13 protein-coding genes are annotated in these 12,886 nt (G+C 54.9%); all 13 read right to left on the bottom strand.

Annotated elements, in window-relative coordinates; genetic code table 11:
- Nucleotides 1-159 precede the first annotated feature (159 nt).
- The 13 genes from ACL2XQ_RS02510 to ACL2XQ_RS02450 are packed head-to-tail and all read right to left on the bottom strand — an operon-like array spanning nt 160 to nt 12,770.
- On the bottom strand, nt 160-1,320 hold the full coding sequence (locus ACL2XQ_RS02510; protein WP_410012227.1) for an EscU/YscU/HrcU family type III secretion system export apparatus switch protein: 1,161 nt from the start codon (nt 1,318-1,320) through the stop codon (nt 160-162).
- A 2-nt stretch (nt 1,321-1,322) separates the two neighbouring features.
- Nucleotides 1,323-2,093 (bottom strand): type III secretion system export apparatus subunit SctT, encoded by a 771-nt coding sequence (gene sctT / locus ACL2XQ_RS02505; protein WP_410012228.1) that lies wholly within the window; start codon nt 2,091-2,093, stop codon nt 1,323-1,325.
- 3 nt (nt 2,094-2,096) lie between these two features.
- On the bottom strand, nt 2,097-2,354 hold the full coding sequence (locus tag ACL2XQ_RS02500) for an EscS/YscS/HrcS family type III secretion system export apparatus protein (RefSeq protein WP_410012229.1): 258 nt from the start codon (nt 2,352-2,354) through the stop codon (nt 2,097-2,099).
- A gap of 23 nt (nt 2,355-2,377) precedes the next feature.
- Complete coding sequence (locus ACL2XQ_RS02495; RefSeq protein ID WP_410012230.1) at nt 2,378-3,037, bottom strand: EscR/YscR/HrcR family type III secretion system export apparatus protein; 660 nt, start codon at nt 3,035-3,037, stop codon at nt 2,378-2,380.
- Entirely contained in the window at nt 3,030-3,974 is a 945-nt protein-coding gene (gene sctQ, locus ACL2XQ_RS02490) for a type III secretion system cytoplasmic ring protein SctQ (protein WP_413740028.1), read from the bottom strand. Before sctQ ends, ACL2XQ_RS02495 begins: the two co-directional genes overlap by 8 nt.
- A complete protein-coding gene (locus ACL2XQ_RS02485; RefSeq protein WP_413727225.1) occupies nt 3,971-4,936 on the bottom strand; it encodes a hypothetical protein in 966 nt (321 codons plus the stop codon). Before ACL2XQ_RS02485 ends, sctQ begins: the two co-directional genes overlap by 4 nt.
- Complete coding sequence (locus tag ACL2XQ_RS02480) at nt 4,924-5,376, bottom strand: hypothetical protein (protein WP_410012233.1); 453 nt, start codon at nt 5,374-5,376, stop codon at nt 4,924-4,926. Before ACL2XQ_RS02480 ends, ACL2XQ_RS02485 begins: the two co-directional genes overlap by 13 nt.
- Nucleotides 5,360-6,655, bottom strand: coding sequence for a type III secretion system ATPase SctN (sctN, locus tag ACL2XQ_RS02475; RefSeq protein ID WP_410012234.1), 1,296 nt, complete (start codon nt 6,653-6,655; stop codon nt 5,360-5,362). The genes ACL2XQ_RS02480 and sctN overlap by 17 nt, the downstream gene beginning before the upstream one ends.
- A complete protein-coding gene (gene spaK / locus ACL2XQ_RS02470; protein WP_410012235.1) occupies nt 6,655-7,056 on the bottom strand; it encodes an SPI-1 type III secretion system chaperone SpaK in 402 nt (133 codons plus the stop codon). Before spaK ends, sctN begins: the two co-directional genes overlap by 1 nt.
- A gap of 19 nt (nt 7,057-7,075) precedes the next feature.
- Nucleotides 7,076-9,109, bottom strand: a complete 2,034-nt coding sequence (locus ACL2XQ_RS02465; protein ID WP_410016634.1) for an EscV/YscV/HrcV family type III secretion system export apparatus protein — start codon at nt 9,107-9,109, stop codon at nt 7,076-7,078.
- A gap of 60 nt (nt 9,110-9,169) precedes the next feature.
- Complete coding sequence (sctW, locus tag ACL2XQ_RS02460; protein ID WP_413722041.1) at nt 9,170-10,273, bottom strand: type III secretion system gatekeeper subunit SctW; 1,104 nt, start codon at nt 10,271-10,273, stop codon at nt 9,170-9,172.
- The gene (sctC, locus tag ACL2XQ_RS02455) at nt 10,264-11,964 is read right to left on the bottom strand and encodes a type III secretion system outer membrane ring subunit SctC (protein WP_410012237.1); all 1,701 of its coding nucleotides are present in this window, start codon (nt 11,962-11,964) and stop codon (nt 10,264-10,266) included. The genes sctW and sctC overlap by 10 nt, the downstream gene beginning before the upstream one ends.
- Entirely contained in the window at nt 11,961-12,770 is an 810-nt protein-coding gene (locus tag ACL2XQ_RS02450; protein ID WP_410012238.1) for a helix-turn-helix domain-containing protein, read from the bottom strand. The genes sctC and ACL2XQ_RS02450 overlap by 4 nt, the downstream gene beginning before the upstream one ends.
- Nucleotides 12,771-12,886 lie beyond the last annotated feature (116 nt).

Below are 12,886 nucleotides of genomic sequence, written 5' to 3'. Positions count from 1 at the left end.
CCGACAATGATGGTGATTTGATTGAAACATTAAGGGGAATGGAAAACTTTCAATTATCGCTTAATTAATATTGCTTTGGCCGCGGTGGCATTTCCGCCACCGGAAAAACCCCATGCACAAATCAGTTCGATCCTTGACGGGCCAGTGCCATGGCGTTCTTTATTGATCCGTTCCTTTCGCCGCCGATTCGTTAAGTTGCCGCTCAATCCCTGGCACTGCGGCCGCAGGTGTGGCGGATGGCGGCACCATATCGCCGGGAAGAGGTTCCGCGCCTACCGCTAAGGTTTCATCGCGCCAAGCGTTCTCAACTTCTTTCAGCCAAACAAGGATATCGATAAATTTCTCAAAATCTTCTGGATGAACATAGGAATACAACTTGTTGCTCTTATAAATCTTCCTTGCCAGCTTGATGTCCGTCACCACCGGCACGCCGATTTTTTCCGCATAAGCCCGCACCGCCAATGCCCGCTGATTAGACTCCTTAATCGAAATAAATGGTGCTGGCACCACATCCGGATCGTAATACACGCCGATGGCGATATGCGTCGGATTCACCAGGATAAACTGGGAATCCTTGATATTGGCCTTGGTTTGCTCCGAGAGGATTTCCCGGTGCAATTGGCGGCGGCGGTGCTTCATCTCCGGATTTCCCTCCTGCTCCTTGTACTCGCGTTTAACCTCGTGTTTTTCCATTTTTAATTCTTTGATATGCAGGAAATAGTCCGCAAGGGCATCCAATATCGACACCAGGATAATGCACAGCAGGCAGGTGATGACCAGCGACAGCAGCAGTTCCCGCCAGATAGTGATCATAGCGCCCACGGTGCCGTGCAACTGGGCGAAGATCAGCAGCTTATTGTTGTGCCAGAAGATGATGGCCGCCGCAATGAAACAGCCCAGATGCAGGATGGCTTTTATGCCGTCTTTAATAGTCCTGATGCTGAAGATTTTTTTAAATCCTTTGATGGGATTTAACGCGCCGAAATTGATTTTCAGCGCCTTGGTGGCCAGCATAAATCCGGTTTGCAGCAAAGTGGGCAGCGCGGACGCCAGCAGACAGACCAGCACGATAGGCAGGGTTATTTTTAGCCCCAGCAGCATAATGGCCGCACTATAAGCCTTGATATCCATGTGGAAGTTGCCGGCAATGATATTTCTGTAGGCCTCAAGCAACGGCGCCAGCGTGGTGGTCTTGGTAAGGAAGACGATACCGCTTAACAGCAGACAAGCGATAATCAACTCGCGGCATTTAAAGGTCTGCCCTTTTTTCGCCGCGTCTTTTTTCTTTTTCGGCGTTGGTTTTTCCGTTTTGTTTGCCATGGTTAATCAGGTTTCAGCCATATGTCCAATACGCCGGGATGCGGCGCCAGCGTTTTGAAAGCGTCGGGTAAATAGGGTGAGAAATAGAGAATCAGCACCACAAATGCGATAAGGCTTTTTATCGTCAATGAAATGGAAAATGCGTTCATTTGCGGCGCAAAACGCGATAGCAACCCCAAAATTACCTCCGATAACAGCAGGCAGACCAGCACCGGGCTCGCCAATATGATAATCCTGGTCATTAAATGGCCCAGGATCCCAAGCACCGGTTTTAGCGCCGGGGTGCAGGTTTGCAGCGGATCGCAGAGCCGATAGCTTTGCTGGAATGTTTCCATCAGCAGCAGCATGCCGCCGCCGGCCAGGAACAGGGCGCCGGCGAAGAGATTAAACAGATTCGCCAGTTCAGAGGTATCCACCCCGCTCATGGGATCAAAGGTGCTGCTGACGGTGGCCCCGCGCTGATGGTCAATCACGCAGCCGACGCCGTGCATAATCCAGAACGGCAGGGCGAACAGGACGCCCAGGATCAAACCAATAAACAGTTCCTGCGCCAGCACGCCCCAAAAATTGATTTCTTCCACCGGCATCCGCTCAAGGGAATAAGGCCACAGCGAAGCGCCGATAAAGATAGCCACCGGCATGCGGATATTAACGCTGACGATATTGCCGGTTAAAAAGGGCAATAATAGAAACACCGGCATAATCCTGGCGGAGGTTAAAATCATGACACTGAGCCAATGCTGGACATCAAGCCATGCAGACAAATCGTTCATAGGCTAGCGGCTCATCGCCATTCTGATCACTTCTTGGCCAAAACCGAGCAATGTCTCGCCATACCAGCCTGACAAAATAAAAAGACATAGCGTAACGGACAGTAACTTGATACCAAAGGGCAATGTCTGTTCCTGGAGCTGTAATACGGTTTGTAATAACCCGACCATTAGCCCTACCACCGTTGCCACCAATACCGGCCCCGCGGAGAGAATAAGCACCAGGTACAAGGCTTTATTACCGGCAAATACCACGTCATTCATTTTTATACCCTATTAATACTTTTTCAGGTAGCGAGATCGATATATTGCAGAATCAATCCCTTGGAGAGTAATGTCCAGCCGTCAAGCACCACAAAAAGAATGAGCTTAATAGGTACGGATATGGTTATGGGACTCATCATCATCATGCCCAATGAGAGCAAAATACTGGAAATCAGCAAGTCCACCACCACAAACGGCAGATACAGATAAAAGCCGATTTTGAAGGCATTTTTGATTTCACTTAACGCGTAGGCCGGCAGCAAAGCCAGCATTGAAGGCGTTGTTTCCTCATCTTCATAGGAGGGGTCGTCTCTGCCCTGCCGGGACTGCGCTTTTTCAAAAAATTGCGCCAGGTCGGGATCGGCATATTTCTGCAAATAGGCTTTATAGCCGCTCATGCCGTTTTCGACAAAGTCGACCACCGTCTCCACGCTGTTGAACTGGACTTTTTCTTCAGTAAAAGCGTTATAAGCATCCCGCGCCACCGGGGACATCACAAACATGGCCAATATCAGCGCCACCCCGTTTAAGGTCATATTCGAAGGCACCTGTTGCAGCCCCAAGGCATTACGCACGATGACGAATACAATGGAAAACTTAACGTAACAGGTACCGGCGGCAATCAAAAACGGCAATAATGATAAAAACGCCAGTGAGGCAATTATCCCGATTTCATTAGGCATGGGGATCATCCGGGTAAAGTTGCATTATTTCGACCCCCAGGCGATCGTCCAATTGCACTAATTCGCCCCGCGCCAGCAAATGGCCGTTGCTTCGCAGCTCGATCCTGTGCTCGCACGCCGGGTCTAACTCCAGAATTTTGCCGGCAAACAGCGCGTTGACCTCGCCTATCGACAGGAAGCGCCGCTGCAAAATAAACTCCACATTCAGCGGCAGCTCGGTCAGTACGCCGGGCAAGGCCGTGTTATCCAATGAGGGCGCAGGGTCACTCTCCGTCAAAGGATATTCTTCATACATTCCATCTTGGCTTTCATCGATCATTATCATGTCCTCTCGTTGGCAAAAATGTCCTATCCGCCGTCCCTGGCATTTCACATAGCGCGAAAGCGCGGCAATCAATACCACATCGCCAACCGCCACATCGCGCGCTATTGCCACCGGCAGCCGGCTGGCGCCAAGAATAAATTCCACCGCCAGCGGCAGGTCCTGCAGGCCGTGGCAGGATGGATCCGGCAGCCTGATCCGGCTGCGATCCAGCGCCGTCACCCAGACCGGGCATTCCCGGGCGCTGAGCCGGGGCAATGCCAGGTCGCGGCCCTGGCTAGACGCAGCAGGCTCCCACGCCTGTATATGTCGGTAGTCCAGCGCGCCGTCGGCAAATGTCAGCGGCCGGGGCATGGCGTTAAACAACGCCATGATTTGCCGGTCGTCGCAGGCGGCGACAGCCATGGCGGCCAGCGCCGGCGCGGTCTGCGCCAGCCATTCACGGGGATCCAGCAGCGCCCGCCACTCGCCATCGTCGGCGATGACCATCATCAGTGGGCCCGCCGCCGGAGGTAATGCCAGAGCGACAGCGACGCCGCCCGCCCGCCATCCCGCCAGAGCCGGGTGCCAGGACGCCTGCGCCTTTGGCAGCTTGCGCAGCGAAAGTGTACTCACTCGTCCTCCTCCTGCTCCGGATCCTGGTTCGGCTGTTGCCCGTGTTGCTCATCCCGCACGGGCAACAGCTGGTAATTTTCCGGCATAGGATGAGTAGCCATTTGCTTAATCACTTCCTGACTCGACGGCAATAGCGTGATGTTCTGACCGGCCGATACCTGTACGTGATGATGGCCCGGCACCGAACTGAAGGCATAGGTCAGGGTGCGGTCGGTGTTGGCAGCCTGGTTTGGCTGAGGCATCGTTGCCTCGTGGCCGTGGTTCGCCGGCCGATCCACGGCCGGCTGGCCGGCCCTAACCTCGGCGGCATGATTATTCGCCGGGATTGTCGCGCCCGCGGCCGCGCTTGATAGCAAATCGGCTAACAGGCGCGCATCGGCGGCTTCGCCCAAGGTGCCATCGGTCGGTGCAAGGTTGCCTGCGACGTGCGCGTCAGGCGCAATTATTTTATTCCCGTCCGCTAACACCGCCGGCGTGTGTGCAGCCAGGGCGCGCGTCCCCTTTCCGGGCTGAGCGCTGTTATTCACATCGCCCGCAGGCGCGGCGCCAGGTTCTTCCACCTGGCCTGGCAGTAATTCGCTGCCGCCGGCGATGAGGTTTGATGGCGCCGAACCCAGATTCCGCTGCGCCAGAAACGCAGAGACGTGGGCCGGGCGGGCACTGGCCGCGCCGGCATTCGCCCCCTCGGCATGGGCTTGATCAGACACCAGGGCCGAATGCATGCCCATCATTGTTTCCACCGCCGATAATGCGCCCAGGCTGGAAAAGACACCGTCTTCGCGCGCTATCATCTGCGCGATGAAGGCGCCGGCGGGGTGCTGGTGCTCAGTTGGCGAGAATGGTTTCTTAAGACGCTGGCGCTCATTCACATCGCTTTGCCGCTGGCGGGCAATATCCTTGATATCCTGCACGAATTTGACCGGGTAATTATGCCCGCGGCCGAAGTTAGTTACGGCGACCATGTAATAATCTCCTGCGTTTCATTTTCATCCTGACGTAAGCCGGCAAGCCTGAGCGCTTTTTTCTGCTTTTCGGCCCATGTCAGGTACTTTTCATGTTTACGCTGCCAATGCTGCTTTTCCGCCTTGAGGTCGGAGAGCTGCCGCGTGAATTCCTCGCGCTTATGCAGCAATGTGTGTTCCTGTGCTTCCAGCTCTTTAATTTTTTGCCGGAATACCGCGATACGGTGCTGACACAAAAAAATCCGGGCTTTGTCCAGCCTGCCGCTGGGGCGCTCCTGCTCAATCAATTGCCGCAAGCCGCTTTTTTGTTGGCCCAGCGCATCGGCTTGCGCCTCGTTCTCCCGCAATTGGCGCTCGGCGGCGATGCGCCGCATATCACAGCGCCGCAGGCCGGCGTCGCAGCGGCCGATGAGGACTTTGATATTACGCAACGACGGCATGCATCATCCGCAGCGTGGTGGCGAAGTCGGTGCTTTCCTGCGTGGACTGACGCAGCAAGGCCATGAGTGCCTGCTGCTTATTCATGGCGCGATCGTTTTCAGCGTTCTCGCCGGGGCGGTACTCGCCCATATCCAGGAATATCTGTAATTCCTCAAGCCGGGCCATCAGGCGGCGCACTTCGCCCGCCAGGGATTGGTGCTGCCCATCGGTCACCTGGCCGGCGACCCGGCTGATGCTGCGCAATATATCGATGGCGGGATAATGATTTTGCGCCGCCAGCTTGCGGCTCAGGTAAAAATGTCCGTCCAGAATGGAGCGTATTTCGTCGGCAATCGGGTCCGGCTCGTCGTCGCTTTCCAGCAAGATGGTATAAAACGCGGTAATACTGCCGTGACGGGTGTTCCCGGGCCGCTCGAGAATACGCGGCATGGCGTCGAACACCGAGGCCGGGTAGCCGCGTCTGGCCGGGGGTTCTCCCGAGGCCAGCGCCACATCCCGCAACGCGCGCGCATAGCGGGTAATGGAATCTAAAAACAGCACCACTTTTTTCCCGCGATCGCGGAAATACTCCGCCACCGTGGTGGCCACCCTGGCCGCATTACAGCGATCCAGGGAGGAGAAATCCGAGGTGGCGTACACCAGCACGCATTTATCCTGCCGGCCTGAGCGGCGCAGGGATTCGGTGAATTCAGTCACTTCCCGCCCGCGTTCGCCTATCAGTCCGATAACAAATACATCCGCCTCGGACCGGTCGATCAGCATATGCATCAACACCGTCTTGCCGCATCCCGCCGAGGCGAATATGCCGACCCGCTGCCCGGTGCCGCAGGTCAGCAGGCCGTCGATGGCGCGGATCCCGGAAATAAAGGGCGTGTCGATAACGGCGCGATCCAGATACGGGGGCGCGTCGATATCGATGGGGCGGATTTCCGGCTGCGGGCCGGGCGCCGGGGAATGCAGCCGTTCGACCACATTCCCCATGGGATCAATGACCGTGCCCAGCAGGTCCATGCCGACGGTAATGCCCAACTGGGCGCCGGTGGGATGCAAAACCACATCCCGGCATAAACCACGGCCATGGCCTATCAGGCTCAGCACCGTGCGATTGCCCTGAAAGCCCAGTACCTGGGCGCGAGCGACAATCTCCGCCGTGCGCCAGTCGCGGCGCACTTCGCACATCTCGCCCACCGCGACGCCCGGCAGCTCCGCCTCGATAATCGGCCCCGCTAAACGCAGAGGCTGGGCCTGGCGCCGCAGCAGCCTCATCCGGGCGGTCATTAATGCATAACCTCGATGATACGTTCCAGACGCTCAAAATAACCTTCCAACGCCTTGCTAAAGTTTTCCGCGCTTTGCAGAGAGTCCGGATGTAATAATGCTTTAAATTCCAGATAGCCTTCATTCTGGGCGAACTGAAACTGCTGGCTGCGGATAAACGCTTCGCCTTCCATATGTTCCTTCAATAAGGAATATCCGCATTTTTGCAAGGCCGCCTCATCGTATTCGGCAATGCGCGACCAAAACCAGATATCCTCATCCTGGCTGCTGATGTAGATACTTGGCAAATCATGAAAATCGAGCGCAATAGTTGAATGGCTATCAAAATTAGCCAACAGTTTGGGATCACAACCATTTCCCAATAAGGCTTCGCGCACTAAAGCGGCAATATCAACATACATGTATTATACTCCAGGTTAATTAGATACTTTTAATAACATTAACATTTACAGCTTCAGTTAATTCCCCAAAAGACATGACCTCGAGATCGCGAAAACGCGACTCGATGAGTTTTTTGACGAAGCGTCTGATATCCACCGAGGTTAATAAAACCATATCTTTTTGAGCAATCAATATGCTTTCTAAACCTACGGTAAACAAATCCATTAATTCATCCGAGACCGACGGGTCCAGGTGTAAAAATGCCCCGGACGACGTATTTCTGATACCGCCGCGGATCGTTTCCTCCACCTCCGCCGACAGAATAATTACTCTTAGCTCATTATTAATAGCGAATTTATGGCATATATAACGCGCCAGCGCGCCCCTGACATGCTCCACCAGGGTAATGACGTCTTTCTCCCTGGGCGCCCACAGCGCCAGCGACTCCATGATCAATTTCATATTGCGGGTAGATATGCGCTCCATTAATAAGCGCTGCAACACCTCGGCAATACGTTGCACCGTGGCATGGCGCAGCACCTCCTTCAATAAGTCCGGATATTTATTCTCCATCAGGTCCAGCATATGTTTGGTTTCCTGTACGCCGAGGAACTCGCTGACGTGATGGGACATCAATACCGCAAAGCAGTGGTATACCTCATCCACGGCGGGACGCAGCTGGAAGCCCAGCTGCAGCAGGGTTTCCCTGGCCTCGCGCGCCACCCAGATACAATCTTTGTCGACGCGCATGTCGATATCGAGATGTTGAATCTCATCGGAGGCATTGACCACGCGCAGCATATCGAAATGAATGGTGAAGGCGTCGGCGCGAATTTCGTTGATCAAGACCATGACGGTGGATTCATCGACATTTTCGGCGGCGCGCAGAATCGGTTCCGGCAGTTTTACGCCGAAATCGACAAAAAACTGGCTGCGCAGGCGTTCGCACAGCCGCTCCTGTTGCAATAAGGCAAAATTGGCGCGCGATACCACCAGTATCAGCGCCACGGTCTCGGCGGCCACCTTGTCAAGATCGTCGATAATGTTCAGCCGGGTGTCCATGCCGCTCTCGCCTTGCGCATCCTGGTGAGGGAGTGTTCCGGCACGGCCATCCACGTCGGCCGCCTGCGCCCTGCGCTGCCTGCGATGGCGGAAATAGAACACGGCCGCCAGCGCGCCGGCCAGCAGGATAAACACCGGCAAGGGGAACCCCGGCAGCAGGCCGATCGATAGGGCCAGGAACGCGGTAATCATCAGTGCAAACGGGTTGCCCATGATTTGTTCCATGATCGTGCGGCCCATGTTGTCGCCGTCGCCGTTGACGCGCGTAACGATAAGCCCGGCGCTGATGGAAATAAGCAAGGCGGGGATCTGGCCGACCAGCCCGTCGCCAATGGTCAGCATGGTGTAGGTATCCAGCGCCGTGGACATATCCATCTGATGCTGGCTTATGCCTACGGCCATGCCGCCGATAAGATTGACGAACGTCACCAGGATGCTGGCGATGGCGTCGCCCTTGATAAATTTCATGGCGCCGTCGAACGAGCCGTACAGCTGGCTTTCCCGCTCCAGCACGCTGCGCCGTTCGCGCGCGCCGTCCGCGTCGATCGTGCCGGCCTTCAGATCGGCGTCGATGCTCATCTGCTTGCCGGGCATGCCGTCAAGTGAGAAACGGGCCGCGACCTCCGCCACGCGTTCCGACCCCTTGGTGATGACAATAAACTGCACTACCGTGACGATGGCGAAGATGACAAAGCCCACCACCAGGTTATCGCCGATAACAAACTGGCCGAAGGAGGCGATGATGTCACCGGCGTCGGCGTCGGTCAGGATCAGACGGGCGGTGCTGATGGTCAGGGCCAGCCGGAACAACGTGGTGATCAGCAGCACGGAGGGAAAAGTGGAAAAGCTCAGGATGCGATCAATGTAAAACGCGCCCATGAACACCAGCACGGCGATAACGATATTCAGCCCGATAAGAAAATCCAATAAGTATGTCGGCAAAGGAATAATCAACATACTGATGATCATGATCACCAGCGCCAGGATAAGCAGCTCCGGGCGGGAATGCATATTATGCAGAAATTTTGTCAACACGTCGTTATCCCATGCAAAGACGATGAACTTTCACCGTCATTTTCGATTTAATCTGTTTTCAATGACTTCGCGCTTATACGCCAGGCCGGCAAGATATTCGAACTCAATAAACATACGCTGCGCAGATTCATTGCAGACAAATAATTCATGTGGCAATAATTTACATGCACGAAACAGAGGCTGCAAAATAGCGGAGCGTTCGTCATGGCGGCGCAATAAAAACGTTTCCCCAATTAAATAATGAAGATGATCATCTATATCTTCAGGGAACTGCAATAGCGAGAATAAAAATATCAGCCAATCCGTTTCACTTTTATTTAAACCATTAATCACTTTATTTGATAATAGCTGTTTCATAAACAGATCATCCCCGGAGCGTATCAACCTGAGCTGGCCCAATTTACCGATAAAATCGCCGTATACCGATGCCGAGCTGGGCGTTACCGCATACACATCGGCCATCAGGGCGGCCTCGATAAACGCCAGTATCACGTTGCGATACTGGTGTCCATAACAGGCGATCCAGTCCTGGTACTCCTCCAGCGCCCGGCGTTCCTGTTGTAAAAACAGCCGGTAGCTTCCCCGCAACATCGCCGGATTCAGTTCCAGATGGGCCTGCCCGAATAACCTGGCCTTGAGCGCACAGTTAATGCCGGCGTTGACAAGCCGGGGGTCGGCCTGCGCCTCCACCTCGTCCAGCAGTTGCGCAAGTTCTTTTCCCACCGTTTCGTTCAGCTTACGGCGCCGCAGCAGTTCGCGCAGCACCACCACCAAATCACTATCATCAGGAAACAGGGAGCGGGCAAAAAGCAAAAACGCGTTCTTCTGGAACAGATTGCCGCTGTTAAGCATACGCAGCAGCTGATCCACCTTGGGGATGGCATCGTTTTCCAGGATACGGGCGAAATTCATCTCCGTATCCCGCGCGTATTTCTCGTACTGCCGCCTGCTGGCGAATTGGGCCGCCGCCGACGACGCGCTTTTGCCGGATTGTTCCGCCAGTTTGACCAGGCTGGCGGCGCTGCGTTTTACCTTAACCTTGGTGGCGACATCCTGCCCGGGCTGCCGGCCGGGCAACCTGGCGTCAGGCAGGCTGAACGCGCCGGCGTTGCCGATGCCGCCGGTGGCGTTTACCGCCATTTCTGGCTATCCAGCAGGTTGCGCGACCAGTCCGGCAAGGGGGCGGATCGGCGGCCGGCAATCAGGCTGTCCGCCACGTTGCTGGCGTCGGATTGCAGGGGCTCGGTGATTTCCCGCGGCTCTATGAGGAAAATACGCACCATATTGGACTGGGTATTCTGCTTATAGTTAAACAGGCCGCCGATAAGGGGGATGCTGCCCAACCCCGGGATCCTGCCCTCACGCCCGGAGATTTCATCACGGGTATAACCGCCGATCAGCAGGCTTTTTCCCTGGGGCACCCGGGCCACGGTGCTGATATTGGTGCGCCCGACCTTGGGAAGAATATTGCCGGCGGATACCGTGGTCTCATTGAGTTCGTTGCCGTCCTCGATATTGAGCACCATTTCAATTTGCCCGTCGGCGGTAAAGCGCGGCAGGACGTTCACCATGGTGCCGTAAGTAACATGCTGCAGCTCGACGTTACGCTCGCCGATAAGCTGGGTATAAAAAGTGCGGTTATTGTCAAAGATCGCCGGGATATTTTCCTGGGTCAGCACCACCGGACGCGAGACGATATTGGCGCGGTTTTTCTGCGACAGCGCCTGGATGGAGGCGACAAAACGCGCGCCGTCGAGGGTGGAATAGGAACCGCCGTTAAAGGACACGCCTAACTGGTTGCCGATATTCACGCTCCCCTGCCAATTGACGCCAAGCTGATCCAGATCGTCCCGTTGTATGTCGACAATCCATAAGGAGAGCTCGACATGCCGCTTTGTCGTATCCAGCGCCGCCACTAGATTGGTGATCAGCTGCACCTGTTTGGCGGTACCCTTGACCAGCAGGCTGTTGGTATTGGGATTGGCAATCACGTTGATCGGACTGGCGGCGGATTCGACGCGCAGCGCTTCCGCCAGGCTCGACCGGGGCTGGTAGACCGTGGTCCCGGCACCCAGCGCCTCAAGATTGAACTCGGGCATTTTCGGCGCCGGCATGGCGTCCGGCATCAGCGAGTGCACCGCCGTGCCGGCCGTTTTCGTGCCGCCCTTCAGCAGTTCGTTAATCACCGTGGCCACGCCGGGGATGGTAATTTTTTCTCCGCGCTGCTCATAGACCCGATCGGTGACGAAGGTATTGCTGAGATGGATAACCGCCGTTTTCTCATCACCGGATCCGATGCCGGTGGCGGACTGCTCGTCCATATTTTTGGCGGTATTCATCACCAGATCGACATAGAACGGCGGCCCGGAAATATAAAACGTGCCGCTGCTGTCATCGCCGCGCAGCGGATAGCGGCTGTCGAGCAGCTTGGATTTGCGCAGGAAGTTGTCCAGCGCCGTAAAGGACGTATTATTCAGCGACATCATCGAATTACGCATTTCACTGGCGTCGTAAACGTAAATCGCCTGGCCGTCGTGATACCAAATCAGGCCCAGCTGCTGGGAAATTTTCTCCAGCAGATCCTGGGGATTGCTGAAGTCAAACTCGCCGCTGATTTGCTTGCGCGCCGCCAGCTTGCTGACAATGACCGGCTTGCCCAGACGCGACGACAGCGCGTCGAAAAACATTTTTAAGCCGTCTTTATTGGCGACATAACCTTCGGCGGCGATAGCTCCCCCGGTGAGTGGATTGGCCTGCGCCAGCAAGGGAACCATTCCGCCGATCAGGCACCAACATATCAGGCTTTGCTGTATAAATTTTTGCGCTTTCATTTTTCCAGTTTCTTGTTGATGATGTTCCACAATCCCCGGGGGGAAACGCCAAAAGCATCCCTGATATCATTGGATAAATGGGATGAGGACGCGTAACCGTACCGCATCGCCACCTCCGTCAGGCTTTGCCCCTCTTCGACCACATCGAGCAAGGCCCTGGCGATACGCCAGCCGCGCAGCTCGTTTTTAGCTGAATTGCCCAAGGCATTACGGCATAACCGCCGGAAATGCGAATAGGACAAACCATAACGCGCGCCCAGCTCATGTATTTTGCCGTGGCTGACCGATTCATTTAATAAAAAGCGGATGAGCCAATACCATTCCGTCCGGCGCAGAAAAGATGCCAGCATGCCCATTTCGGTGGGCAGCAGGTTGCTTTGCGTCAACAGCCAGCGCTCGACATCGCCGCAGTTGGCAATAAGCGGATCGCTGTTAAGTTTAATGCTGTCCCAAGGCTGCAAGGGATCGTATTTCAATGACACCCGGCGTGATTCATCAATAAATACCTGCAATTTCACCAGCGCAAATAAAGGCAGCTCCTGCTGGATGGGCGCACCGGAAATAATTTCCAGGTTGATTTTATTCATGACCAGAATACCGTGCCAATCCTGCGACAGATTCAGGGTGGAGGATTCCTGGCCCGACTGGAAATGGATGCGGCACGCCTGATTATGGGTTTGCATCAGCCAGCATGTGGGTTCGGTTATATCCTGTTTATAATTTTCCGCGAGCGGCCTGTGGGGCAATATGATATTCTCTTTGTTCATTATTAACCCCATGCGTTTTTGATTAACCTTGATACTCATGATAATGCCTTTGTGTCTTCCATAAATCATGATGGGAATCTGATTCATCGAGTTAAATTTAATGATGTATAAAACCGCCCAGAGCGAAAGTCGTTAAACAAAACATTAATAACCAG

The sequence above is a fragment of the Sodalis sp. RH14 genome, assembly GCF_047324285.1.
GTDB lineage: Bacteria > Pseudomonadota > Gammaproteobacteria > Enterobacterales > Enterobacteriaceae > Acerihabitans.
The sequence above is the reverse complement of the archived record's forward strand: the minus strand, read 5'-3'. Positions and strand labels throughout refer to the sequence as shown.